The sequence below is a fragment of the Salmonella sp. SAL00672 genome, assembly GCF_046552175.1.
In the GTDB taxonomy this organism is placed as follows: Bacteria; Pseudomonadota; Gammaproteobacteria; order Enterobacterales; family Enterobacteriaceae; genus Salmonella; species Salmonella enterica.
The window spans coordinates 577278-603351 of the sequence record NZ_JBGDUQ010000002.1 but is presented as its reverse complement, the minus strand read 5'-3'; the positions used below and the strand labels follow the sequence as shown (position 1 = coordinate 603351).

Annotated in this window: 26 protein-coding genes and 2 tRNA genes; 10 read left to right on the top strand and 18 right to left on the bottom strand. The window is 55.3% G+C overall.

All coding sequences use genetic code 11. The annotated features are described in order from the left end of the window. Positions 1-2: 2 nt before the first annotated feature. The 7 genes from ACLJTG_RS08705 to pncC form a co-directional block, all read right to left on the bottom strand. Positions 3-79 (bottom strand) — tRNA-Arg (locus ACLJTG_RS08705). Positions 80-82: 3 nt separating this feature from the next. After that, positions 83-175 (bottom strand) — tRNA-Ser (locus ACLJTG_RS08700). Between the two features lie 303 nt (positions 176-478). After that, a complete protein-coding gene (gene csrA / locus ACLJTG_RS08695) occupies positions 479-664 on the bottom strand; it encodes a carbon storage regulator CsrA (RefSeq protein WP_000906486.1) in 186 nt (61 codons plus the stop codon). 234 nt (positions 665-898) lie between these two features. Continuing rightward, entirely contained in the window at positions 899-3529 is a 2631-nt protein-coding gene (alaS, locus tag ACLJTG_RS08690; RefSeq protein WP_000047224.1) for an alanine--tRNA ligase, read from the bottom strand. A gap of 235 nt (positions 3530-3764) precedes the next feature. Next, positions 3765-4265, bottom strand: coding sequence for a recombination regulator RecX (recX, locus tag ACLJTG_RS08685; protein WP_001294863.1), 501 nt, complete (start codon positions 4263-4265; stop codon positions 3765-3767). A gap of 116 nt (positions 4266-4381) precedes the next feature. Beyond that, positions 4382-5443 carry a recombinase RecA gene (gene recA / locus ACLJTG_RS08680; protein ID WP_000963150.1) on the bottom strand — a complete coding sequence of 354 codons (1062 nt, stop codon included), beginning with the start codon at positions 5441-5443 and terminating at the stop codon, positions 4382-4384. 84 nt (positions 5444-5527) lie between these two features. Next, the gene (gene pncC / locus ACLJTG_RS08675) at positions 5528-6025 is read right to left on the bottom strand and encodes a nicotinamide-nucleotide amidase (protein ID WP_010835022.1); all 498 of its coding nucleotides are present in this window, start codon (positions 6023-6025) and stop codon (positions 5528-5530) included. A gap of 195 nt (positions 6026-6220) precedes the next feature. Here pncC and ACLJTG_RS08670 point away from each other — a divergent pair, with 195 nt between their 5' ends. Then, positions 6221-6466: a hypothetical protein gene (locus ACLJTG_RS08670; protein WP_001519391.1), complete on the top strand. Its 246-nt coding sequence runs from the start codon at positions 6221-6223 to the stop codon at positions 6464-6466. Between the two features lie 37 nt (positions 6467-6503). Here the strand turns inward: ACLJTG_RS08670 and mltB are convergent, their stop codons facing one another. Next, the gene (gene mltB / locus ACLJTG_RS08665) at positions 6504-7583 is read right to left on the bottom strand and encodes a lytic murein transglycosylase B (protein ID WP_000476817.1); all 1080 of its coding nucleotides are present in this window, start codon (positions 7581-7583) and stop codon (positions 6504-6506) included. A gap of 252 nt (positions 7584-7835) precedes the next feature. Between mltB and srlA the strand changes: the two genes are divergently transcribed. The 7 genes from srlA (at position 7836) to gutQ (ending at position 12897) form a co-directional block, all read left to right on the top strand. Beyond that, entirely contained in the window at positions 7836-8399 is a 564-nt protein-coding gene (gene srlA, locus ACLJTG_RS08660; protein WP_000573333.1) for a PTS glucitol/sorbitol transporter subunit IIC, read from the top strand. After that, positions 8396-9367 (top strand): PTS glucitol/sorbitol transporter subunit IIB, encoded by a 972-nt coding sequence (locus ACLJTG_RS08655; RefSeq protein WP_000199033.1) that lies wholly within the window; start codon positions 8396-8398, stop codon positions 9365-9367. Before srlA ends, ACLJTG_RS08655 begins: the two co-directional genes overlap by 4 nt. 11 nt (positions 9368-9378) lie before the next feature. Beyond that, positions 9379-9741, top strand: a complete 363-nt coding sequence (gene srlB, locus ACLJTG_RS08650) for a PTS glucitol/sorbitol transporter subunit IIA (RefSeq protein ID WP_000111553.1) — start codon at positions 9379-9381, stop codon at positions 9739-9741. Positions 9742-9752: 11 nt separating this feature from the next. Continuing rightward, positions 9753-10532 (top strand): sorbitol-6-phosphate dehydrogenase, encoded by a 780-nt coding sequence (srlD, locus tag ACLJTG_RS08645; protein ID WP_001077372.1) that lies wholly within the window; start codon positions 9753-9755, stop codon positions 10530-10532. Between the two features lie 76 nt (positions 10533-10608). After that, complete coding sequence (gene gutM / locus ACLJTG_RS08640) at positions 10609-10968, top strand: transcriptional regulator GutM (protein ID WP_000255198.1); 360 nt, start codon at positions 10609-10611, stop codon at positions 10966-10968. A 197-nt stretch (positions 10969-11165) separates the two neighbouring features. Beyond that, entirely contained in the window at positions 11166-11939 is a 774-nt protein-coding gene (gene srlR, locus ACLJTG_RS08635) for a glucitol operon DNA-binding transcriptional repressor SrlR (RefSeq protein ID WP_198898161.1), read from the top strand. Then, positions 11932-12897 (top strand): arabinose-5-phosphate isomerase GutQ, encoded by a 966-nt coding sequence (gene gutQ, locus ACLJTG_RS08630; protein ID WP_001278206.1) that lies wholly within the window; start codon positions 11932-11934, stop codon positions 12895-12897. The genes srlR and gutQ overlap by 8 nt, the downstream gene beginning before the upstream one ends. Here gutQ and norR read toward each other — a convergent pair. After that, positions 12894-14414 carry a nitric oxide reductase transcriptional regulator NorR gene (norR, locus tag ACLJTG_RS08625; RefSeq protein WP_021000689.1) on the bottom strand — a complete coding sequence of 507 codons (1521 nt, stop codon included), beginning with the start codon at positions 14412-14414 and terminating at the stop codon, positions 12894-12896. The two genes, gutQ and norR, sit on opposite strands and share 4 nt — an antisense overlap. Positions 14415-14599: 185 nt before the next feature. Here norR and norV point away from each other — a divergent pair, with 185 nt between their 5' ends. Both norV and norW read left to right on the top strand, forming a co-directional pair. Further along, positions 14600-16039 carry an anaerobic nitric oxide reductase flavorubredoxin gene (gene norV / locus ACLJTG_RS08620; RefSeq protein ID WP_000026015.1) on the top strand — a complete coding sequence of 480 codons (1440 nt, stop codon included), beginning with the start codon at positions 14600-14602 and terminating at the stop codon, positions 16037-16039. Further along, complete coding sequence (gene norW / locus ACLJTG_RS08615) at positions 16036-17169, top strand: NADH:flavorubredoxin reductase NorW (RefSeq protein ID WP_410958923.1); 1134 nt, start codon at positions 16036-16038, stop codon at positions 17167-17169. The genes norV and norW overlap by 4 nt, the downstream gene beginning before the upstream one ends. Before the next feature lie 96 nt (positions 17170-17265). Here the strand turns inward: norW and hypF are convergent, their stop codons facing one another. The 9 genes from hypF to ACLJTG_RS08570 form a co-directional block, all read right to left on the bottom strand. After that, entirely contained in the window at positions 17266-19506 is a 2241-nt protein-coding gene (gene hypF / locus ACLJTG_RS08610; protein ID WP_079951078.1) for a carbamoyltransferase HypF, read from the bottom strand. A gap of 145 nt (positions 19507-19651) precedes the next feature. Then, on the bottom strand, positions 19652-20197 hold the full coding sequence (gene hydN, locus ACLJTG_RS08605; RefSeq protein ID WP_001078791.1) for an electron transport protein HydN: 546 nt from the start codon (positions 20195-20197) through the stop codon (positions 19652-19654). Positions 20198-20397: 200 nt separating this feature from the next. Continuing rightward, positions 20398-21207 carry a hypothetical protein gene (locus tag ACLJTG_RS08600; RefSeq protein WP_000936687.1) on the bottom strand — a complete coding sequence of 270 codons (810 nt, stop codon included), beginning with the start codon at positions 21205-21207 and terminating at the stop codon, positions 20398-20400. Positions 21208-21233: 26 nt separating this feature from the next. Beyond that, entirely contained in the window at positions 21234-21704 is a 471-nt protein-coding gene (gene hycI / locus ACLJTG_RS08595; RefSeq protein WP_000132983.1) for a hydrogenase maturation peptidase HycI, read from the bottom strand. Then, positions 21697-22107, bottom strand: a complete 411-nt coding sequence (locus tag ACLJTG_RS08590) for a formate hydrogenlyase maturation HycH family protein (RefSeq protein ID WP_000003725.1) — start codon at positions 22105-22107, stop codon at positions 21697-21699. The genes hycI and ACLJTG_RS08590 overlap by 8 nt, the downstream gene beginning before the upstream one ends. Next, positions 22104-22871, bottom strand: a complete 768-nt coding sequence (hycG, locus tag ACLJTG_RS08585; protein WP_000067419.1) for a formate hydrogenlyase subunit HycG — start codon at positions 22869-22871, stop codon at positions 22104-22106. The genes ACLJTG_RS08590 and hycG overlap by 4 nt, the downstream gene beginning before the upstream one ends. Continuing rightward, the gene (gene hycF / locus ACLJTG_RS08580; protein WP_000493773.1) at positions 22871-23413 is read right to left on the bottom strand and encodes a formate hydrogenlyase subunit HycF; all 543 of its coding nucleotides are present in this window, start codon (positions 23411-23413) and stop codon (positions 22871-22873) included. The genes hycG and hycF overlap by 1 nt, the downstream gene beginning before the upstream one ends. Positions 23414-23422: 9 nt before the next feature. Further along, complete coding sequence (hycE, locus tag ACLJTG_RS08575; protein ID WP_080102189.1) at positions 23423-25132, bottom strand: formate hydrogenlyase subunit HycE; 1710 nt, start codon at positions 25130-25132, stop codon at positions 23423-23425. Positions 25133-25149: 17 nt separating this feature from the next. Beyond that, positions 25150-26073 (bottom strand): respiratory chain complex I subunit 1 family protein, encoded by a 924-nt coding sequence (locus ACLJTG_RS08570; RefSeq protein ID WP_000110562.1) that lies wholly within the window; start codon positions 26071-26073, stop codon positions 25150-25152. Between the last annotated feature and the right edge of the window lies 1 nt (position 26074).

Below are 26074 nucleotides of genomic sequence, written 5' to 3'. Positions count from 1 at the left end.
GATGGTGCATCCGGGAGGATTCGAACCTCCGACCGCTCGGTTCGTAGCCGAGTACTCTATCCAGCTGAGCTACGGATGCAAATGGCGGTGAGGCGGGGATTCGAACCCCGGATGCAGCTTTTGACCGCATACTCCCTTAGCAGGGGAGCGCCTTCAGCCTCTCGGCCACCTCACCACACGCCTCTTACGAGTGCTTCGAAGAACTTGTTCTGCTCATCGTCGCTGCGTGGCGCACATATTACTTTCTGGGACTTATAAGTCAAACAATTTTTCCAGAGCTTTTATCGTTTGCACACTTCACGCTCAATTAGTCTGTAAAAAAGCCAAAAAGAGTGTTTTATCAACAGATAATTTGATGACACGCTGGCCGCCAAAAGCGCACCATATCAACAGTGAGGTTGAAAAAAGTCATGAAGGGACAACGCGGGCGAGCGAGAAGAGAGGCTGCGTCTCACCCGAAAAGTGAGACGCGAAAACCTTAGTAACTGGACTGCTGGGATTTTTCAGCCTGGATACGCTGGTAGATCTCTTCACGATGGACAGAAACTTCTTTCGGGGCGTTCACGCCAATACGCACCTGGTTGCCCTTCACCCCTAAAACTGTCACGGTGACCTCATCGCCAATCATGAGGGTCTCACCAACTCGACGAGTCAGAATCAGCATTCTTTGCTCCTTGAAAGATTAAAAGAGTCGGGTCTCTCTGTATCCCGGCATTATCCATCATATAACGCCAAAAAGTAAGCGATGACAAACACCTTAGGTGTAAGCAGTCATGGCATTACATTCTGTTAAACCTAAGTTTAGCCGATATACAAAACTTCAACCTGACTTTATCGTTGTCGATAGCGTTGACGTAAACGCCGCAGCACGAGCTGCGGCGCCAACGAACGCTTATAATTATTGCAATTTTGCGCTGACCCAGCCTTGTACACTGGCTAACGCTGCAGGCAGAGCTGCCGCATCCGTACCACCGGCTTGCGCCATGTCCGGACGACCGCCACCCTTACCGCCCACCTGCTGAGCGACCATCCCAATCAATTCCCCTGCTTTAACCCGGTCGGTCACATCCTTCGACACGCCCGCAATCAGAGAAACCTTACCTTCAACAACCGTTGCCAGTACGATAACGGTAGACCCCAGTTGATTTTTCAGATCATCAACCATGGTTCGCAGCATTTTCGGCTCAATACCAGCAAGCTCGCTAACCAGGAGCTTCACGCCGTTGAGATCGACCGCTTTACTGGAAAGATTTGCACTCTCCTGCGCTGCGGCCTGGTCCTTCAACTGCTGCAACTCTTTTTCCAGCTGACGTGTACGTTCCAGCACGGCACGCACTTTGTCGCCCAGATTCTGGCTGTCGCCCTTCAGCAGATGCGCAATATCGTTTAAGCGATCGCTTTGCGCATGAACGGTGGCCATAGCGCCTTCACCGGTTACCGCCTCAATACGACGAATGCCCGCTGCGGTGCCGGACTCAGAGATAATACGGAATAGACCGATATCACCGGTACGACTGGCGTGAGTACCGCCGCACAGTTCAGTAGAGAAATCGCCCATGCTCAGAACGCGTACACGTTCGTCATATTTCTCGCCAAACAGCGCCATGGCCCCTTTCGCCTTCGCCGCGTCGAGATCCATGATGTTCGTTTCAATCGGCAGGTTGCGGCGAATTTGCGCATTCACCAAATCTTCAACCTCACGAATCTCCGACGGCTTCATCGCTTCATTGTGCGAGAAGTCGAAGCGCAGCACTTTATCGCTAACCAGCGAACCTTTCTGCGCAACGTGTGTCCCAAGCACCTGGCGCAACGCCGCGTGCATCAGGTGCGTGGCGGAGTGGTTCAGACGGATACGTGCGCGGCGCGCTTCATCTACGTCAGCCTGTACCGCATCGCCCACTTTCAGAGCGCCCGCAGACAATTTGCCGAGGTGACCAATCGCCTGACCATATTTTTGCGTGTCGTCCACAGCGAAAGTAAATCCAGCGCCTTTCAGCTCGCCTTTATCGCCAACCTGACCGCCTGATTCCGCATAGAATGGGGTCTGATCCAGCACGACAACAGCTTCCTGTCCCGCGTTAATCGCTTCAACCGCTTTACCATCGACAAACAGCGCAGTCACTTTGCCGTTCAGTTCCAGATGGTCATAACCTTTAAATTCAGAAGCGCTATCAACGCGGATCATCGCGTTGTAGTCCGCGCCAAAACCGCTAGCTTCGCGCGCGCGACGGCGTTGCTCTTCCATAGCGGCTTCAAAACCGGCTTCATCGACTTTGATGTTGCGCTCACGGCAGACGTCCGCCGTTAGATCGACCGGGAAACCATAAGTATCATACAGACGGAAAGCGGTTTCGCCGTCCAGGGTGTCGCCCTGCAATTTCGCCAGTTCTTCATCCAGCAGCGCCAGACCGCGCTCCAGCGTACGGGCGAACTGCTCTTCTTCCGTTTTCAGAACCTGTTCGACCTGCGCCTGCTGACGTTTCAACTCTTCGCCTGCGGAGCCCATTACCTCAATCAGCGGCCCAACCAGCTTGTAGAAGAAGGTCTCTTTCGCGCCCAGCATGTTGCCGTGACGAACCGCGCGACGAATAATGCGACGCAGCACATAGCCACGGTTTTCATTCGACGGCAGCACGCCATCGGCAACCAGGAATGCGCAAGAACGGATGTGGTCGGCGATAACGCGCAGCGATTTATTACCCAAATCGGTGGCGCCGGTGACTTTCGCTACCGCTTCAATCAACGTGCGGAACAGGTCGATGTCATAGTTAGAGTTAACGTGTTGCAGTACCGCGGCAATACGCTCCAGCCCCATACCGGTATCTACAGACGGTTTCGGCAATGGTTCCATCGTCCCGTCAGCCTGACGGTTGAACTGCATAAAGACGATGTTCCAGATCTCAATATAGCGATCGCCGTCTTCTTCCGGGCTTCCCGGAGGGCCGCCCCAGATGTGGTCGCCATGATCGTAGAAGATTTCGGTGCACGGACCGCAGGGACCGGTATCGCCCATCTGCCAGAAGTTATCCGATGCGTATGGCGCGCCTTTATTGTCGCCAATACGGATAATACGCTCGCGCGGGATGCCGACTTCTTTTTCCCAGATCTCATAGGCTTCGTCGTCGGTTTCATAGACGGTGACCCATAAACGCTCTTTTGGCAGAGCAAACCAGTTTTCACCGGTCAGTAATTCCCATGCGAACTGAATGGCGTCGTGTTTGAAGTAATCGCCGAAGCTGAAGTTGCCCAGCATTTCGAAGAAAGTATGGTGACGTGCAGTGTATCCGACGTTTTCCAGATCGTTGTGTTTCCCCCCCGCGCGTACGCAACGCTGGGAAGTGGTTGCACGGGAATAATTACGTTTATCGAGCCCAAGGAAAACATCCTTGAACTGGTTCATCCCGGCATTGGTAAACAACAGAGTGGGGTCATTGTTAGGCACCAGGGAACTGCTGGCAACTACCTGATGCCCTTTACTATGGAAAAAGTCGAGAAACGCCTGACGGATCTCAGCGGTGCTCTTGCTCATAATTATCCTGAAATCAAGCTACACTTCATCCTTCAGGCCGCCTCTGCGTTGGCTGCGAGTTTCCCGGTCACGCGTTCCCGAGGCTCACTTGCCGCTTTGATGCGGCTTGAATGATTTTGTGTATTTAAGGAATATTCGTCGCAGACGCTGTTCGCCGTTAAGCAACCCGCGTCCAGACGGAAAAAGTGGGAATAAGATAAGTTTTCTTTACCGGGAAGTAAAATCCCGTATGCGCTCAATCTGCAAAATTTCGCCATATTTGCTGGATATCGTCCATCAGATACCCGCGATAGAGCAAAAAGCGCTGTACCTTAACCTTTTCTGAAAAGTTTGAAGGGAGCGGCTCGCCATATTTGCGAACGGCCTGTTCACGTGCCATTTCACTCCAGTCAATTTCACATTCTCGCATCGCTTTTTCAGTCGATTCACGGGAAATGCCTTTCTGATTCAACTCCTGGCGAATACGTGCCGGGCCATAGCCTTTGCGGCTACGACTGGCGATAAAGCGCATCACGAAGCGCTCGTCATCAAGATAGTGATGTTCGTGGCACCAGGCGATCACGCGTTCATAATCGTCTGCCGTCGCATCAATCTCTTCCGGCCCATTTTTGCCCATCACCGGCGCGGAGAGTTTACGCCGTAATTCCTGCTCGCTGTGATCGCGGACAGCAAGAATACGTACCGCACGATCAAGGAGACGAGCATAAGCGGGACGGCGCGATGTGGGTTCACTCATAAAAAACCTTAACAGGGGTAAATGCCAAAAGGGCCGCATAAATGCAGCCCTTGATGGTAATTTAACGTTTTGCTGAATGGCGGCTTCGTTTTGTCCGACCCACCATCACCTGATGATTAAAAATCTTCGTTGGTTTCTGCAACGCCTTCGCTATCGTCAACGGCGAAATCGGGCGTGGCATTCTGATTACTCAACAGTAATTCACGAACCCTTTTCTCGATCTCTTTCGCTGTCGCCGGGTTCTCTTTCAGCCAGGTAGTCGCGTTCGCTTTGCCCTGGCCAATCTTCTCGCCGTTGTAGCTGTACCATGCGCCCGCTTTCTCGATCAGCTTCTCTTTCACGCCCAGGTCAACCAGTTCGCCATAGAAGTTGATGCCTTCACCGTAGAGGATCTGGAACTCGGCCTGCTTAAACGGCGCGGCGATTTTGTTTTTCACCACTTTCACACGCGTTTCGCTACCCACGACATTATCGCCCTCTTTCACCGCGCCAATACGACGGATATCAAGACGAACGGAGGCGTAGAATTTCAGCGCGTTACCACCGGTGGTGGTTTCCGGGTTACCGAACATCACGCCAATCTTCATACGGATCTGGTTGATGAAGATCAGCAGCGTATTGGACTGTTTCAGGTTCCCCGCCAGCTTACGCATCGCCTGGCTCATCATACGCGCCGCGAGGCCCATGTGAGAGTCGCCGATTTCGCCTTCGATTTCCGCTTTCGGCGTTAGCGCCGCTACGGAGTCGACCACAATGACGTCCACCGCGCCTGAACGCGCCAGCGCGTCACAGATTTCCAGCGCCTGCTCGCCGGTATCCGGCTGAGAGCAGAGCAGGTTATCGATATCGACGCCCAGCTTGCGTGCGTAAACAGGGTCAAGCGCGTGTTCCGCATCGATAAACGCACAGGTTTTACCTTCACGCTGCGCAGCGGCAATCACCTGCAGCGTCAGGGTCGTTTTACCGGAAGATTCCGGCCCATAAATTTCGACGATACGCCCCATCGGCAGACCGCCCGCACCGAGTGCGATGTCCAGTGAAAGCGAACCGGTGGAGATAGTTTCCACATCCATAGAACGGTCTTCACCCAGACGCATGATGGAGCCTTTACCAAATTGCTTTTCAATTTGGCCCAGTGCTGCCGCCAACGCTTTCTGTTTGTTTTCGTCGATAGCCATTATTACTCCTGTCATGCAACTTGGTATTGAACCGGATAGTGAATTCGTACTGTTGAAGCAATTATACTGTATGCTCATACAGTATCAAGTGTTTTGTAGAAATTGTTGCCACAGGGTTTGTAGCGCGTACGTCGTCGCCTGTCGACGCACCGATTCACGGTCGCCGCTGAAGCATTCCCGACGCGTAATCCCTTCTCCGCTGACGCTGGCGAAAGCAAACCACACCGTACCAACCGGCTTTTCTTCACTGCCGCCATCCGGCCCGGCAATCCCGCTAATAGCGACAGCAAAATCGGCGCGAGCGGCCTTCAGCGCCCCGATCGCCATTTCGACCACTACGGGTTCGCTGACCGCGCCATGCTGCGCCAGAGTCTCTTCACGCACGCCAATCATCTGCGCTTTGGCTTCATTACTATAGGTGACAAAGCCGCGTTCAAACCAGGCGGAGCTTCCGGCGGTGTCGGTAATGGCTTTCGCCAGCCAGCCGCCGGTACAGGACTCTGCTGTCGTTACGGTCGCCCCGCGCGCTTTTAACGCCAGCCCGACCTGCTCGCTAAGCCGCATCAGTTCACTGTCAGTCATCATGACCTCTGTCAGTTAGAAATCCTGCCGCACAAGATAGCACTTTCTCACCAGAGATGGGGACGAGCAGTCGATTTTACGAGTCGGATTCCGAAAAAATGCCAGCAGGTTATTTATGCAGAATGAAATGAGGTAGCACATGACTAAATAGCAGTACCATGTCGCTAAATTTACACGCACGGAGAGAAAGCAAGGATGTCACTCAAAAAAACGGAAAGCACACAGCACAAACTGAAACAAACCTGTCAACTACGGCTGTGGTTAATTGTGGGTGGAGTATGTTCATTAGGAATGGGAGTACTGAATATATTGTCGTCAGGCTATTTTGAACCGTATGATGGCGGTCAAATTATCTTAGGCCTGGGATGTCTGGGATATAGTCTGGCACTATCAAAGAAGATATCCCACTTGCAGGCAGAGAATCAGCCCAAAAAGCCATAATAATAGCGGAGGGGGGGCTCCCCTCCCTAAGCGTAAATTAGCGCACCCGCGCCAGCGCTACCGCCTGGCCCAGTTGCCAAACCGCCATCGCATAATGCGTGCTGTGGTTATATCGGGTAATGGTGTAGAAGTTCGGCAGGCCGTACCAGTACTGGTAGCCCGTACCGATATCCAGACGCAGCAGGCTGGCTTCCTGATGATTGCCCAACGATTGCTGCGGCGTTAAGCCTGCGGCGGCAAGCTGAGAGAGGCTGTATTTTGTTTTGAAACCATTCGCCAGTCCCGGCGCCTGACCATTCGCCGGCACCGCAACCGTATCGCCTTTCACCCAACCATGCGCCTTGAAATAGTTCGCCACACTGCCGATGGCATCTACCGGATCCCACAAGTTAATGTGCCCATCGCCATTGAAATCGACCGCATATTCTTTATAGGAAGATGGCATAAACTGGCCGTAGCCCATCGCGCCCGCAAAGGAACCTTTCAGATTGAGCGGATCGTCTTGCTCATCGCGCGCCATGAGCAGGAAGGTTTCCAGCTCACCGGAGAAATATTCCGCCCGGCGCGGATAGTTAAATGACAGCGTCGCCAGCGCGTCCAGAATCCGCGTTTTCCCCATGATACGTCCCCAGCGGGTTTCCACGCCGATAATCCCCACGATGATTTCCGGCGGTACGCCGTATACCTGCCAGGCGCGGTTCAGCGCGTCTTCATACTGATTCCAGAACGCGACGCCGTTTTGCACATTATCCGGCGTAATAAATTGTTTGCGGTAGCGAAGCCAGGCGCCATTTGGTCCGGCGGGCGGCTGAGTGGTCGGCGCTTGTCTGTCCATCAGACGCAGGACGTAATCCAGTTTTTTAGACTGCGAGAGGATCTCTTGCAACTGCTGACGGTCGAAACCGTGTTTACTGACCATTTTATCAATGAACTGCTGCGCATTAGGGTTGTTGGCGAAGTCGCCGCCCATTTGCATGACGTTATGCTGCGGCTCAAGCAGGAAGCCGCCGGAAGGCGTGCCCGTCGTCGCTTGAGTCTCGGAAGATTTTGGCGTGCTGCTACAGGCAGCAAGCAATACGCAAAGTGGAAGTAACGCTACATAACGACGCTTGAACATGAGACATCCATTAAACAAATTCAGCCAGGGAGAAGTATGGTAAAGCATCCCCCGCCGCACAAGGAAGCGGCACAAGAGAATAAATCACCTTTCTCCTCTTTTCAGTTTGTATCCGCTCCCCCACCCCGCAATCTTTCAACTTAAAATATTTTTCTTTTATTTTGCGATCACAATAACACTTTTGAATCTTTCAACATGATTACAATGAACAGGAAATTAGCAAGAAAACTAAAAACCCTACAGGAGAGAACAATGATCGAAACCATTACACATGGTGCGGAGTGGTTCATCGGGTTATTCCAGAAAGGCGGAGAGGTGTTTACCGGTATGGTGACAGGTATTCTTCCGCTACTGATAAGCCTGCTGGTTATCATGAATGCGCTCATCAATTTTATCGGCCAGCAGCGTATTGAGCGTTTTGCCCAACGTTGTGCCGGAAATCCGCTATCTCGTTACCTGCTTTTACCGTGTATCGGGACATTTGTTTTTTGTAATCCGATGACCCTGAGTTTGGGACGCTTTATGCCGGAGAAGTACAAGCCGAGCTATTACGCGGCGGCCTCCTATAGCTGTCACTCCATGAACGGTCTGTTTCCGCATATCAATCCCGGCGAACTGTTTGTTTATCTGGGTATCGCCAGCGGACTCACCACGTTAGGGCTTCCTCTCGGCCCGCTCGCGGTGAGCTATCTGCTGGTAGGTCTGGTGACGAACTTCTTCCGCGGTTGGGTCACCGATCTCACCACCGCTATTTTTGAGAAAAAAATGGGGATTCAACTTGAGCAGAAAGTTCATCTGACAGGAGCGGTATCATGACACGGGTTCGTATTGAGAAAGGCGCCGGCGGCTGGGGCGGCCCGCTTGAACTGGACGTTACGCCAGACAAAAAGATCGTCTATATCACAGCCGGTACGCGCCCGGCGATCGTCGACAAACTGGCGCAACTAACAGGCTGGCAAGCGGTGGACGGCTTTAAAGAAGGCGAACCGCCGGAAGCGGAGATCGGCGCGGCCATTATCGACTGCGGCGGTACGCTGCGCTGCGGTATCTACCCGAAACGCCGGATCCCAACCATTAATATTCACTCGACGGGTAAGTCCGGCCCACTGGCGCAGTATATTGTTGAGGATATTTATGTCTCCGGCGTAAAAGAAGAAAACATTACTCTTGTCGGCGAAACGCCTGCCAGTCCCCAGCCTGCCAAAACGACATTAGGACGTGACTACGACACCAGCAAAAAAATCACCGAGCAGAGCGACGGGCTGCTGGCAAAAGTCGGTATGGGAATGGGCTCCGCCGTGGCGGTACTGTTCCAGTCCGGTCGCGACACCATTGATACGGTCCTGAAAACAATCCTGCCGTTTATGGCGTTCGTTTCGGCGCTGATCGGCATCATTATGGCCTCAGGTCTTGGCGACTGGATCGCCCACGGCCTGGCGCCATTAGCCAGCCATCCACTGGGGCTGGTGACGCTGGCATTGATCTGCTCTTTCCCGCTGCTGTCGCCCTTTCTCGGCCCTGGCGCGGTTATCGCTCAGGTCATTGGCGTCCTGATCGGCGTTCAGATAGGCCTGGGCAATATCCCCCCGCATCTGGCGCTTCCCGCCCTGTTCGCGATTAACGCGCAGGCGGCCTGCGACTTTATCCCGGTCGGCCTGTCACTGGCGGAAGCGAAACAAGACACCGTTCGCGTCGGCGTACCTTCTGTGCTGGTCGGACGCTTCCTGACTGGCGCGCCCACGGTACTTATCGCCTGGTTTGTTTCCGGCTTTATCTATCAATAAGAGGTTCAGACATGAGCGTGATTTATCAAACCACCATCACCCGTATCGGCCAGAGCGCGAAGGAAGCGCTCGGCGAACAGATGCTGATTACGTTTCGGGAAGGCGCGCCGGCGGATATCGAAGAATTTTGCTTCATCCATTGTCATGGCGAACTGACCGGCGCGCTGCAGCCTGGCGCGCGGTGTGAATTGGGTCAACATTGCTATCCGGTCACGGCGGTCGGCAGCGTAGCCGAGCAAAACCTGCGTGAACTGGGGCATATCACTTTGCGCTTCGATGGTCTGCGCGAAGCAGAATTTCCCGGCACCGTACACGTTGCGGGGCCTGTACCGGACGATATCGCGCCGGGCTGTATTTTGACGTTTGTCGCTTAAGGAGAAAAAACATGAATCAAGTTGCCGTTGTCATTGGCGGAGGCCAGACCCTGGGGGCATTCCTTTGCCGTGGGCTTGCAGAAGAAGGATACCGCGTGGCGGTCGTTGATATTCAAAGCGATAAAGCCGCGAATGTCGCCCAGGAAATTAACGCCGATTTTGGCGAAGGTATGGCGTACGGTTTTGGCGCCGACGCCACCAGCGAGCAGAGCGTGCTGGCGCTTTCCCGCGGCGTAGACGAGATTTTCGGGCGCGTCGATCTGCTGGTTTACAGCGCGGGTATCGCCAAAGCGGCGTTTATCAGCGATTTCCAGTTGGGCGATTTTGACCGCTCGCTACAGGTGAATCTGGTGGGCTATTTCCTCTGCGCCCGTGAGTTTTCCCGCCTGATGATCCGCGACGGCATTCAGGGGCGCATTATTCAGATTAACTCTAAATCCGGCAAAGTGGGCAGTAAACACAACTCCGGCTACAGCGCGGCGAAATTCGGCGGTGTGGGGTTAACCCAGTCTCTGGCGCTGGATCTGGCGGAATACGGCATTACCGTACACTCGTTGATGCTCGGCAACCTGTTGAAATCGCCGATGTTCCAGTCACTGCTGCCGCAATACGCCACTAAACTGGGCATTAAGCCCGACGAGGTGGAGCAGTATTACATTGATAAAGTACCGCTCAAACGCGGGTGTGATTATCAGGATGTGCTGAACATGCTGCTATTTTATGCCAGCCCGAAAGCGTCTTATTGCACCGGGCAGTCGATCAACGTAACCGGCGGTCAAGTGATGTTCTGACCGTGAATTGCCGGATGGCGCCGTAGGCCGGATAAGACGGTTACGCCGCCATCAGGCAAAACAACAGGAGCACATTATGGTTTCCACTCTGATTACCGTCGCCGTTATCGCCTGGTGTGCGCAGCTGGCGCTGGGCGGCTGGCAGATTTCCCGCTTTAATCGAGCTTTCGATAAACTTAGCCAACAGGGACGGGTCGGCGTCGGGCGCTCCGGCGGGCGTTTTAAGCCCCGGGTGGTGGTTGCCGTGGCGCTGGACGAACAGCAGCGGGTGACGGACACTTTATTGATGAAAGGCCTTACGGTATTCGCCAGACCGGTTAAAATTGCCGCAATGCAAGGAAAACATTTGCATGAATTACAGCCTGATGTGATCTTTCCCCATGATTCGCTCGCGCAGAATGCACTATCATTGGCGCTTAAACTGAAACATGGGTAATTTCGTTGTGAATGCGTATAGCTTGCGAAATTATCATTTTGCAACCAATACCCTAAATAATTCGAGTTGCAGGAAGGCGGCGACGCAGCGAATCCCAGGAGCGTACATCAGTACGTGACCGGGGTGAGCGAGGAAAGCCAACGCACATGCAGCGTGAAGTATGACGGGTAAATACATAAGTCAGGGTAATCACGCCTATGAAACCTCGTCAGCGTCAGGCCGCGATTCTGGAGCACCTGCAAAAACAGGGAAAATGCTCGGTTGAAGAACTGGCCCAGTACTTTGACACGACAGGCACCACTATCCGTAAAGATCTGGTCATTCTGGAAAATGCCGGAACCGTCATCCGCACCTATGGCGGCGTGGTGTTGAATAAAGAAGAGTCCGATCCGCCTATTGATCACAAAACGCTTATCAACACCCACAAAAAAGCGCTGATAGCCGCAGCCGCTGTGAAATATATCCATGATGGCGATTCCATTATTCTGGACGCCGGAAGTACCGTGTTACAGATGGTGCCGTTGCTTTCGCGTTTTAGCAACATCACGGTGATGACCAACAGCCTCCATATTGTCAACGCGCTATCGGAACTGGACAACGAACAAACTATCCTGATGCCCGGCGGCACCTTCCGTAAAAAATCGGCGTCGTTTCACGGTCAACTGGCGGAAAACGCCTTTGAGCAATTCAGCTTTGATAAACTTTTCATGGGAACTGACGGTATTGACCTGAACGTCGGTGTGACCACGTTCAATGAGGTTTACACCGTCAGTAACGCAATGTGCAATGCAGCACGCGAGGTGATTCTGATGGCGGACTCCTCAAAATTTGGTCGTAAAAGCCCCAATGTGGTGTGCAGTCTGGAAACCGTCGACAAACTGATCACGGACGCGGGTATCGATCCGACATTTCGTCAGGCGCTGGAAGCAAAAGGGATTGAAGTAATCATAACCGGAGAAAGCAATGAGTGATGCACTACTAAACGCGGGCCGTCAGACCTTAATGCTGGAGCTACAGGAAGCCAGCCGTCTGCCGGAGCGTCTGGGCGATGATTTTGTCCGCGCCGCCAATATCATTATTCACTGTGAAGGCAAAGTGATCGTTTCCGGCATTGGCAAGTCAGGTCATATTGGTAAAAAAATCGCCGCGACGCTTGCCAGTACCGGTACTCCCGCTTTTTTTGTTCATCCGGCGGAAGCATTGCATGGCGATCTGGGGATGATTGAAAGCCGCGACGTGATGTTATTTATCTCCTATTCCGGCGGCGCAAAAGAACTCGACCTCATCATCCCGCGTCTGGAAGATAAATCCGTCGCGCTGCTGGCGATGACCGGTAAACCTCACTCTCCGCTGGGGCGAGCGGCAAAAGCCGTTCTGGATATTTCCGTCGAGCGTGAAGCCTGTCCGATGCATCTGGCGCCGACATCCAGTACCGTCAATACGCTGATGATGGGCGATGCGCTGGCGATGGCGGTCATGCAGGCGCGCGGTTTTAACGAAGAAGATTTCGCCCGTTCGCATCCGGCTGGCGCACTGGGCGCGCGTTTGCTCAATAATGTGCATCACCTGATGCGCCAGGGCGATGCAATACCGCAGGTGATGCTTGCCACCAGCGTGATGGATGCCATGCTGGAACTTAGCCGTACCGGGCTGGGGCTGGTGGCGGTTTGCGATGAGCAACATGTTGTGAAAGGCGTCTTTACCGACGGCGACCTGCGTCGCTGGCTGGTGGGCGGCGGCGCGCTCACCACGCCGGTAAGCGAAGCCATGACGCCCAACGGTATTACGCTCCAGGCGCAAAGCCGCGCCATTGACGCCAAAGAGCTCCTGATGAAACGCAAAATTACCGCCGCGCCAGTGGTCGATGAAAACGGCAAACTCACCGGCGCCATTAACCTGCAGGATTTCTACCAGGCGGGGATTATCTAATCCTTCAGTCCCAGACGCTTCGCCAGCCGATGCAGGTTGGCGACGTCGGTTTCCAGCGCCCGCGCACTGGCCGCCCAGTTGTGATTATTTTGCGCCAGCGCCTGGCGAATCATCTCTCGCTGGAAGTTCTCCGTCGATTCGCGCAAATTGCGGCAGGCCGGCAGCGCCAGAAAGCTTTCCGCAGGCGGCGCGGGTAAAACGTCCTCTGACAAGGCAAAATGCTGCTCCTCCAGTACCACCTCATCCCCTGCCCGGGTCGCTCTCGCCAGCACAACCGCACGGTGAATGGCATGTTCCAGCTCCCGGACGTTGCCCGGCCAGCCATAGTTGAGCAAATGGCGACGTGCGCCGGGACTCAGTACCACGCGGGACAGCCCCAGCCGCAGCCGGCACTGCTCGCAAAAATAGCCCGCCAGCAGCACCACATCATCGCCGCGCTCGCGCAGCGGCGGCACAAAGAGCGGGAAAACGCTCAGGCGATGGAACAGATCGGCGCGAAAACGCCCCGTCAGCACCTCTTCACGCAGGTCACGGTTGGTCGCCGCCAACACTCGCACATCCACGCGCAGGCTACGATCGTCGCCGACGCGCTGAATATCGCCATACTGCAACACGCGAAGTAGCTTGGCCTGTAGCGCCAGCGACAGTTCGCCAATCTCATCCAGAAACAGCGTACCGTTATCCGCCATTTCGAACTTACCGCTACGATTACTGATAGCCCCGGTAAAAGCCCCTTTTACATGACCAAACAACTCGCTCTCCGCCACGCTTTCCGGCAGCGCGGCGCAGTTGAGATAGACCAGCGGATTGACCGCTCTGGGGGAGCCCTGGTGAATAGCTTTCGCCACCAGCTCTTTACCGGTCCCCGTTTCACCGCCGATCAGCACGTTAAGATCGGAGCCCGCCACAATCTCGATCTCTTTTTTCAACTGCGTCATCGCCGGCGACAGGCCGATCATGTGCGTCTCTTTTATCGGTTCAAACACGCCTGACGACCCCGGCAGCATGTTCTGGCTTTCCAGTTGTTCAATTAACAGCGCATTACTCAATGCCCCGGCGGCCAGCGCGGCGACAAGCCGTAGTTCTTCATCGCTAAATACCTCGAACTGCTCCGGCGTCATAGCATCAAGGGTCAGCGCACCGATGAGGTTCTGTCCGGCAAACAGCGGCAGACCAACACAGGCGTGGACTTTCAGGCTTTCCTGTCCGGGAATTAACCCGTCATACGGATCGGGTAAATCGCTATCAGCCGGAAAACGCACCACGTCCCCCGCGCGGGCGATGGCTTCCAGGCGCGGATGCCCTTCCAGGGTAAAACGTCTGCCGAGGACGTCCTGCGCCAGGCCATCAATCGCCAGTGGAATAAATTGTCGTGATTCATAGCGCAGCAGCGCCGAGGCGTCGCACGCCAGCACCTGACGCAGCGTAGTAATCAGCCGCTGAAAACGATCCTGATGCCCAATGCCGCGTTGTAACTCAATGGCGATGCCCGCCAATACCTCCACGGAAAAACTCATGGTTACCTCATTGTCATTTTGACAACCTATAGTGTCATATTGACAGCATCATTTATAGTCTTTTTGACTACATCAAAAATACAAAACAAATATAACTCAATACAAATCAATAAGATGAAAAGTTGGCACACTAGCTGCAATAAGCAAAACAACTTTTTGTAAACGTTGAATGAATTGAGGTGGTTATGTCTATTCTGGTTAAAAATAATATTCATTGGGTTGGCCAGCGCGACTGGGAAGTACGTGATTTTCACGGCACTGAATACAAAACGCTGCGCGGCAGCAGCTATAACAGCTATCTCATTCGTGAAGAAAAGAATGTGCTGATCGATACCGTCGATCATAAGTTTAGCCGTGAGTTTGTGCAAAACCTGCGCAGTGAAATCGACCTCGCGGATATCGACTACATCATCATTAACCATGCCGAAGAAGACCATGCAGGCGCGCTGACCGAACTGATGGCGCAGATCCCGGACACGCCTATCTACTGTACCGCCAACGCCATTGACTCTATCAACGGCCATCACCATCACCCGGAATGGAATTTTAAGGTGGTGAAAACCGGCGATACGCTGGATATCGGCAACGGCAAGCAGTTGATCTTCGTGGAAACGCCGATGCTGCACTGGCCGGACAGCATGATGACCTATATGACCGGCGACGCGGTGTTATTCAGCAACGACGCCTTTGGTCAGCACTACTGCGACGAGCGCCTGTTCAATGATGAAGTGGACCAAACTGAACTGTTTGAACAATGCCAGCGCTACTACGCCAATATCCTGACGCCGTTCAGCCGTCTGGTAACGCCAAAAATTACCGAAATCCTCGGCTTCAACCTGCCGGTGGATATGATTGCCACCTCACACGGCGTGGTATGGCGCGACAACCCAACGCAAATCGTGGAACTGTATCTGAAATGGGCGACAGATTATCAGGAAGATCGTATCACTATTTTCTACGATACCATGTCGAACAATACTCGCATGATGGCGGATGCCATCGCGCAGGGTATCAACGAAGTGGACCCCAACGTGGCGGTCAAAATCTTTAACGTCGCCCGCAGCGATAAAAATGAAATATTGACCAACGTCTTCCGTTCGAAAGGCGTGCTGGTCGGCACTTCTACCATGAACAACGTGATGATGCCGAAAATCGCTGGTCTGGTGGAAGAGATGACCGGCCTGCGCTTTCGCAACAAACGCGCCAGCGCCTTCGGTTCTCATGGCTGGAGCGGCGGCGCTGTGGATCGACTGTCCACGCGCTTACAGGATGCCGGTTTTGAAATGTCCCTGAGTCTGAAAGCGAAATGGCGTCCGGATCTGGATGCGCTGGAGTTGTGCCGTCAGCACGGTCGCGACATCGCGCGTCAGTGGGCGCTTGCTCCGCTGCCGGAAACCACACAGCAAATCGCGCCAGTCGAAGAAACCATAACCTGCACCGCCGCAGACCTCGGCCCCAAAATGCAATGCAGCGTATGCCAGTGGATTTACGACCCTGCGCTGGGCGAGCCGTTGCAGGATGTCGCGCCGGGTACGCCGTGGAACGACGTGCCGGATAACTTCCTGTGCCCGGAATGTTCATTAGGTAAAGACGTGTTCGACGTACTGGCGACGGAGGCAAAATGAGTCGGGGGATCATCATTATTGGGTCGGGCTTCGCCGCCCGTCAGCTCGTCAAAAATATTCGTAAACAAGATGCGCATGTGCCGTTAACCCTGATTGCGGCGGACAGCATGGATGAGTACAACAAGCCCGATCTCAGCCACGTTATCAGCCAGTCGCAGCGCGCCGATGATCTCACCCGCCAGTTAGCGGGGGAATTTGCTGAACAGTTTAATCTGCGACTGTTCCCGCATACCTGGGTTGCTGACATTGATGCCGATGCCCATGTGGTGAAAAGTCAGGATAAGCAGTGGCAGTACGACAAGCTGGTACTGGCGACCGGAGCGACAGCCTTTGTGCCGCCGATTGCAGGACGTGAGTTAATGCTTACTTTGAATAGCCAGCAGGAGTACCGCGCCTGTGAGACACCACTGCGCGACGCGCAGCGAGTGCTGATTGTCGGCGGCGGTCTCATTGGCAGTGAATTAGCGATGGATTTCTGCCGCGCCGGGAAAACGGTAACGCTGATGGATAACGCCGCCAGCCTTCTCGCCTCACTGATGCCACCGGAAGTGAGCAGTCGCTTACAGCATCACCTGACCGATATGGGGGTGCATCTGCTGCTGAAATCGCAGTTGCAAAAACTGGAGAAAACCGAAGCCGGTATCCGCGCTACGCTGGTAAGCCAGCATAGTATTGAGGTCGATGCGGTGATTGCCACCACCGGCTTACGCCCGGAAACCGCTCTGGCGCGCCGCGCCGGGGTAGTCGTCAACCGCGGCGTCTGCGTGGATAGCTATCTACAGACCAGTCACCCGGATATTTATGCGATCGGCGACTGCGCGGAGATCAACGGTCAGGTGCTGCCCTTCCTGCAACCAATCCAGTTAAGCGCGATGTACCTGGCGAAAAATCTGCTTGGCGGCAACGCGCCGCTGAAGCTACCGGCGATGCTGGTCAAAGTCAAAACGCCGGAACTGCCGCTGCATCTGGCGGGAGAAACTCAGCGCCGCGATTTGAGCTGGCATATTACCGCAGAATCTGGCGGTATGATTGCCAAAGGCATGAGCGGAGAAGGCCAACTACGCGCCTTTGTGGTGAGTGAAGACCGCATGAAAGAGGCCTTTGCACTGCTAAAAACGTTGTCGGTATAAGCCTGTGATGCCGGATGGCGCCGCTTCGCGTCTTATCCGGCCTACGAGTGAGCATCTGTTTACAGGCCGGATAAGGCGCAGCCGCCATCCGGCGCCCTACACTTCACTTAACGCTCGCGCTGCGGCAATCACGCCCTGTCCAAACGACAGCCCGCCGTCGCCCGCTGGTAACCGCTGCGGAAATAACAATTTAAAATCAGAAAGATAAAAGGCAAGACGCGCGCGAAGTAAGCGGTTGTGTATCACCCCGCCGCTGAAGACCAGAGTGGTTATCCCCCGCGCCGTAGCCTGCTGGCGCATTAGCGTGGCAAACCCGCACGCCAGCGCATCATGAAAAGCCCAGGCGCGTTGCGCGGGCGTGGCCTGCCAGTTCAACCATTGCCGCCAGAAAACAGCGACGTCCAGTTGAGCGCCGTTAAGCGGCATCGTTACCGGATGCTCAACGTTAGCGCATTGAGAGGCCAGCGCCTCCAGCGCGCAGGCGGCCTCGCCCTCATAGCTAAGCGATGCTGGCGCGCAGCGAAGCGCGGCAGCCACCGCGTCAAACAACCGCCCGCAGGAAGACGCCAATGGGGCATTGACGCCGCGCTCAATGGCGCGCGCCAGGACATTCCAGTTTTGCTGTTGCAGCCCCGCTGTCTCCGGATAATCCTGCCAGTCCGGCACAAAGCGCAGGCACTGCGCCAACAGATTACGCCACGGATGTTTGGCAGCCAGATCGCCTCCCGGCAGCGCCACGGCGGGTAAACCGCCTAAATGTTCGCATTCGCGATAATTGACCCGCAAACATTCTCCGCCCCATAGCGCGCCATTCTCACCCATGCCGATACCGTCTACCGTCAGGGCAATCACCTCTCCGCCGTCCAGCGGCCAACCATGCTCGGCCAGGCAAGCCGCCGCATGGGCATGATGGTGTAACACCGTCTCTGTCGGCAGACGCATCTCACTGGCCCACTGACTGGAAACATAGCCCGGATGCGCATCACAGACGATACGCTCTGGGGTAAAATCGTAGATTGACTGGATCAGACGCAATGCCTCGCGCCACTGCGCCTGGATACCGTCATCGCTGAGATCGCCTAAATGCTGGCTGACAACCGCCTGTTCGCCGCGTACCAAACAGAACGTGTTTTTCAGATCCGCGCCCAGACAAAGTATCGGCGGCACATCGCGAAATCCGGGCGGCAACGCAATCGCGTCCGGCACGTATCCCCGCGAACGACGCAGCATTTCGCCGCTGTCGCGCACGACAGAGTCGTCCATGCGCTGTACAATGTCGCGATTGTGCAACAGAAAACCATCGGCAATATTGTGTAAATCGTCCAGCGCCTGTTCGTTGGTGATGGCGGGCGGTCTGCCGCTCAGGTTGCCGGATGTCATCACCAGCGGGTAATTGAGCGCCTGCAACAAGAGATGTTGCAATGGGTTGGCTGGCAGCATCACGCCCACCTCCGTAAGTCCTGGCGCGATGCCCTCACTCAGCGAAGGTACATACTGCTTATCCACCAGTACAATCGGGGCCGCTGGCGTGGTCAGCAGCGAACGTGCCGCGCTTGGCAGCGTTTGCGCCGTGGGCAACATCACCGCCAATGGTTTCGCCGGGCGATGTTTACGCGCCCGCAGCATCGCCACTGCGTTATCGTTGCGCGCATCGCAGGCCAGATGAAAACCACCCAGCCCTTTAACGGCAATAATGCCTCCGGCGTTCAGTTGGGCGACCGCCGCCTGCAAAGCCGCCTCTTTTTCCGCTCGTTCATGTTGGCTCCGCCACTCAAGATGCGGCCCGCATGACGGACAGGCAACGGGCTGGGCATGAAAACGGCGATCGTACGGATCGCGGTATTCGCTGTCGCATTCCGGACACAAGGGAAACGCCGCCATCACCGTAAATGGCCGGTCATAGGGCATAGCGCGAATAATGGTGAAGCGTGGTCCGCAGTGGGTGCAATTGATGAAAGGATAACGGTAGCGCCGCTCGCCTGGGGTATTCATCTCGGCAAGACATGCCGGGCAGGTCGCCGCATCCGGCACGATTTGCGTGTTCATCGAACCGCCTGCGCTCTGACGAATGGTGAAATCCGTCGGTGCGCGCTCCCATACCAACGACGCGTGTTCAACGCTGTCAATGCGCGCCAGCGGCGGGCAATCCTGATAGAGCGCGGCAATAAATTGCGACGGCTCTTCCAGCAGCCGAACGACGACGCCGTCGCCGTCATTACACACGTCGCCGTGTAATCGCAACTGCTGCGCCAGCTGCCAGACAAAAGGACGAAAACCGACGCCCTGTACTTTGCCCCGAATGCGTAGCTGTACGCCGGAAGGTGTGTCTATCGCCATCTTATTTTCCCGCCATCATCGAACCCGGATGCCTGATGGCGCGACGCTTATCAGGCCTACAACCGCACGGACCGTAGACCGGATAAGGCATTGATGCCGCCATCCGGCAATGCTTTGTGGCGTATTCTACGCGCAATCGCAGAAATCAGAAAAGCAGCGATGCCGTTGAATCCAGCGCCGCACGACGGCGTTTTTCCGCGCTTAGCTGTTCAAGCTTATTGCGGTCCACGCAGATGAGGGCGTGCGTTGGGCAAGCAGCCATACAGGCCGGACCGGCCTCACGGTGGTGACACAGATCGCACTTGTTGGCTTCGGCTTTTTCAGCACGCACGTTCAGCCCCGCGCCGCTATTGCGAACCACCGGACGTACCACCACTTCCATGGCGCCGTAAGGACATGCCACTACGCAAGTTTTACAGCCAATGCAGCGTTCCTGCATCACATGAACAAAGCCTTTGTCACGGCTGATGGCGCCATTCGGGCAAACGTTGGCGCACGGCGCGTCTTCACACTGGCGACACAGCGTTGCCGTGGAAACGTTCACGCCTTTGATGACATGGATACGAGGTAAAAAGGTTTCAGGGGTCAGCGATGCGCAATCCTGATTTTCCTGATGGGATACGACGCAAGCCACTTCACAGGTACGGCAACCAATGCATTTACTCGCGTCTGCAATGATGAAACGGTTCATCAAATTCTCCAGCAATAACAGATGATGTGCCGATATATACACGAATCGTGCCAATTTTTATTTCATTGTTATTTAAGAATATTATTTCTATTTTCGTGAGCATTTACGTGTCATCGTCACAAGTGTCGATGACACGTAATGTCGCCAGTGGTGGTCAAGATTTACAGTGATAGCCATCCGATTCTGCACCGAAACTGGCATCAATCCTGATTAACGCCCGGCAATACGTTACCGCGTATTAAACAGCGCTGCGTAAGGGAAAGATCGTCCGTTTGCGGATTCCTTCCGGCAATAGGTTTGATAATTAATTTACGGCCAGGATAGTGATTAAAGCGGGTCAGCGCCGGATAACTCAACCGGCCAAACCAGCCGTGTACGCGCTGCCAGCGGGCGTCCTTCACCTGATATAAATTGGTTATCCAGTAGCCTGAGTCAAACTGCATATCCAACAGTTGCGTGCGACCATTGCCCTGTAAATCAAGCAAATCATCGACGCCAGTATCGGTGGCGGTATAAAACCCCCACGGTTCAAAGACGCAGGGGCGGCCATTCTTGAGAAAGGTGAAAATGATGTATTGCGCGCTCGGCGCCAGGCCCAACCCAGGATTGCCCAACCAGATAACCAGGTCCTGAATGCCGTTACGATCGAGGTCAGCGCGATAAAATTGCGCATTACCCGCCAAATTAATCAGCCTTCCCACCGGGACAACCCACGAATTACCGGCTCTGTCTTTTCCGCTAATCCGCCATTCGTTATCTTTTTTCGGCTCCGGCAGTAGCGTCACGCCACTGACTCCGACCTGGCGAAAATGCCAGGTCTGGTCGGGCGATACAGAATAAGGCAGGATCAACAGCGGCTTCAGCGCACGCTTTTGCGCATATTCACCGTCGCTCATCGGCAGGTAACCGACAACACCGGTAGCCAGTGCGCGTGCGGCGAGGCAGAGAAATAGCAGTCCGCTCCATACGATAATCTTCACGTTCTTCTTACCGCCTATGCCGGGTAACACAAATCCATCCAGAATGGGTACGCATTTTACGCCTCCGGCGCGTCCAGCGCGGCAAATCCGCCGTTTCCCTGCCAGCCTTCCAGGCGCTGATAGACGATGTTTACCGCGTCCTTAATCGGTTGAGTCATCGGATAATAAAACCCGACGATATCCGGCTGGATACCAACAAAAATCACCTCGCCGACATCCTCTTTCAGCTGATCGATAAGGTAGTTCAGCGGCATATTGTGGGTGGTCATCATAAACATTTCGGCGATATCATCCGGATCGATGATGCGGATCTCGCCCGGATTAAGTCCCATATCGGTGGCGTCGACAATCAACAGACGCTGCGGGCGCAGTTCGCGAATCGCCACAATGTCGTTTTCCGGCGCGCTGCCGCCGTCGATGACAACCCAGTTGCCCTTCGGCTGCGCCGCGCACATTTCCGCCAGTAACGGGCCTGCGCCGTCGTCGCCCATCATGCTGTTGCCGACACAGAGTAAAACGTCAGTCACGAAGCCTCCTCACCATCAGGTAGATGGCGCTTTCCTGATGAATGTCATGCAGCATACTGAGCATCAGTTTGCTCCATTCTTGCTGCTGCGGGGTCTGCGCGGCGCGCGCCTCATCAAACGCGCGCGCCAGCATTTGCACATGGTTGAAATCGATAACGATCTCGCCATACTTCGGCACGCCTTCCATTTTACGCCGGGCATCGCTACCGGCTTCCAGGGTGGCGATCCACGCCAGATACTCATCCCATGGGCAGGTGAGCGCGGCCTCCAGACAATCGATGACCCCCAGGTGGTGACCAATCGCCAGGCTGTAATAGACAACCTGCTGCGCCTCGGCAGGCGTCGCATCGTTCTCATCAATAAACTTACGGCTCAGTTGACTGAACACCACCTGTTCGCTCATCGGATACGCGCCTCTTCAACAACATGATTGAGATGGGTGACAATTTCGGTTAAACGCGGATCGTTTTCCGCTTCCAGCCAACGCGCCACTTGCTGCTCGCCCTGCCCCAACTGTGTCAGGTAATCATCGGCGATCTGACGACCATAGCGATAACCCGCCAGCCGGCGCGCCGCGCGATCCACCTTCACGCGCAGCGGCTGCACCATATCCGGATGCAGGATCTCTGCGGGCTGATCGTCCAGCTCACCCGGCGCGCGGGCGTGGATTTTCTGCTCCAGCAGGCCAAGCGCCATCGCAAAGCCATACAGCGTCGCCGCAGGCGTTGGCGGGCAGCCTGGAATATACACATCCACCGGTACGATTTTATCCGTACCGCCCCAGACGCAGTACAGATCATGGAAGATGCCGCCGCTGTTGCCGCAGGCCCCATAAGAGATACAGATTTTCGGGTCCGGCGCCGACTGCCAGGCGCGCAGCGCCGGAGAGCGCATGGCGCGGGTCACCGCGCCGGTAAACAGCAGAATATCGGCATGACGCGGCGACGGTACCACTTTGATGCCGAAACGCTCGGCATCAAACAGCGGCGAAAGCGTCGCAAAGATTTCGATTTCACAGCCGTTACAGCCGCCGCAGTCCACGCGGTAAACGTATGCCGAACGCTTAATATTTTTCAGTAGAGACGCCTTCATGCTGGCGATGGATTCATCCACCGTCATCGGTACCGGAATGCCGTTGGCGTCACGCGGGCCTAATAAATTGCTCATTAGCTGACCTCTTTCATATGGCGAGTCAGTTCAATACGGTCGGACGGCACCAGGCATTTCTGACGCTTACAGTCCGGGCAGGTCTCAAAGCTTTCGCGGTGGTTTTCCGCGCGGCTGTCGCCGTTGTGCGCAAGCAGCGCAATGGCGTAGTCAATCTCTTTCTGTACCGCGAAAGGACGATTGCACACGCGGCAGTTGCACAGCGCGAAGCGGGACTGTTGCAGGAAGTCTTCTTTCTTCCACACTGCCAGTTCGTACTCTTGCGACAGCTTGATCGCCGCCGTCGGGCACACCTCTTCGCAGCGACCGCAGAAAATGCAGCGGCCAAGATTGAACTGCCACGCCAGCTCATTGGTTGCCAGTAAGGTTTCCACCGTCAGCGCGTTCGACGGGCAGGCATTAACGCAGGCGGCGCAGCCGATGCACTGCTGCGGATTATGTTCCGGCTTGCCGCGGAAGTTTTTATCAACCGCAATCGGCTCCAGCGGATAAGACGAGGTCGCCGTGCCGGTTTTGATAACTTTTTTGATAAAGGTAAACATGGCGATTCCTTATTTCAGCGGCGAGTTTTTACGCTCAATGCTGTAGCGCTCAAGTTCTTTGTACGGCACGATTTTGCTCTTCTTCTTACGCACATCGACCACGGTCATCCGGTCGGTACAGGAGTAGCAAGGGTCGAGGCTGCCGATAATCAGCGGCGCATCAGAAACGGTGTTGCCGCGCAGCATATAGCGCAGCGTTGGCCAGTTGGCGTAGGTCGCCGCACGGCAGCGCCAGCGGTACAGCTTCTGGTTGTCGCCGGTCATGCTCCAGTGGATATCATCGCCACGCGGCGCTTCGGCAAAGCCGAGCGCAAAACGGTGCGGAATATAGGTAAAGCCTTCCACCATCAGCGGGCCGCCCGGCAGATTATCCAGACCGAAATCGATCATATTCAGCGAGGTGTAAACTTCGTTGATACGGACTTTCAGACGAGAAATCACATCGCAGCCCTGCTCGCTGTGCACTTCCATCGGCAGCAGACCGTAGCCGACAAACGGGTGGTCGGCGCGGGTGTCGCGGGCGTGACCGCTGGCGCGCACCATCGGGCCGACATTACTGAAGTCACGGGCAATTTCCGGGTCCAGACGGCCGATACCCACGGTACGCTGTTCCATATTCGGCGTGCTCAGCAGCATGTCCACCAGCTCCTGCACGTCACGACGCATCTGCTGCGCCAGTTGACGGGTCTGGATCATGTCCTCTTTGAGCAGATCGCGGCGAATCCCGCCGATCAGGTTCAGACCGTAAGTTTTGCGCGCCCCGGTCAGTATTTCCGCCATCTTCATGGAGGTTTCACGCACGCGGAAGAACTGCATAAAGCCGGAGTCAAAGCCGGTAAAGTGGCAGGCCAGGCCAAGGTTGAGCAGATGCGAGTGCAGGCGTTCCACTTCCAGCAGAATAGCGCGGATCATTTGCGCACGCTCCGGCACCTGAATGCCCATCGCGTTTTCCACGGAAGTGGTGTAGGCGGTGCTGTGGGCGAAGCCGCAGATACCACACACGCGATCCGACAGGAAGGTGACTTCGTTATAACCCATGCGGGTTTCCGCCAGTTTTTCCATACCACGGTGGACGTAGAACAGGCGGTAGTCGGCGTCGATAATGTTTTCGCCATCGACGAACAGACGGAAGTGGCCCGGTTCATCGGAAGTAACATGCAGCGGGCCAATCGGCACCACGTTATTTTTCTTGTCACCCAGCTCGTTAATGAACTCGTAGGTTTCCGCATCGGTGGTCGGCGCCGGGCGCTGACGATAATCCATACTGTCTTTACGCAGCGGATAGAGTTCATCCGGCCAGTCGTCCGGCAGCACCAGACGGCGCTCGTCCGGCAGACCGACCGGGATTAAACCGTACATGTCGCGTACTTCGCGCTCACCCCACACGGCAGCCGGCACGCGCGGCGTAACGGATGGGAATTCCAGCTTATTGGCATCCACTTCAACGCGGACGGTAATCCAGCACTTCGTGCCCTGCTCCATCGACAGCACGTAATAAACGGCATAGTGGCCGCACAACTGGCGTTCGTCATTACCGAACAGTACCGACAGCCACCCACCCTGCTGGTAGTAAAGAAACTCCACCACTTCCGGCAGATAGTTTACTTTCACCGTAATAGTCAGCTGATCTTTGGTCTGCCAGGCTTCGTCCAGCACGACGCCCGGAAACGCCTGGTGCAGCGCCGCAAGGTATTGTTGACCTAATTTTTCTTCAGACATGCTCAAACTCTCTTAAATCACGCCGCCAGCAAGGAGACGAAGGCTAAAAACGCAAACCCAAAACCGGCCCAGGTCACGCGTGAAGTGGCGCAAAAACGCAGTCGCGCCATGCTGTTTTCAAACAGGGCGATCACCAGTACGCCGACAATCAGCTTGACGATGGCAATCACCAGCGCCAGCAACAGTCCGCCTGCGCTGAAGGTTTCCATCTGTCCCCACGGCAGAAACACGCCGACGAACATTTGCAGCACCACCAGTTGCTTAAGGCTGATGCCCCATTTCAGCACCGCAAAGCCGCTACCGCTGTATTCGGTCAACGGCCCTTCCTGCAACTCCTGCTCCGCTTCCGCCAGGTCGAACGGCAGCTTGCCCATTTCGATAAAGGTGGCGAAGGCGCAGGCGCACAGCGCCAGAATCAGCGGAATACTGCGCGCGACAGGCCAGTGATAAATGGTATCGGCGATATTGCTGATATGCGTTGAACCCGCAACCTGCGCAGCAACCCACAGACCCAGCAGCAGAATCGGCTCCACCAGCACGCCGAGCATCGCTTCACGGCTGGCGCCGATCGCGGTGAACGGGCTGCCGGTATCCAGGCCTGCAATAGAGAAGAAGAAGCGCGCGATGGCGAACAGGTAAATCAGGGTGATTAAATCACCCAGTTGCGGCAACGGAGATCCAACGGTGACAACCGGCAGCGCGGTGGCGATAGTCAGCATCACGCCGACCATCACAAACGGCGTCAGGCGGAAAACCCAGCCAGAATCAGCGGGCGCAATACTCTGACGACCGAGCAGTTTGATAATGTCGCGGTACTCCTGCAACACGCCCGGCCCACGGCGATTGTGTAGACGGGCGCGCGCCACGCGAGTAATACCGGACAGCAATGGCGCAACGGCAAATAGCACCAGCGCCTGAATTAACGGATAAAACACACTCATT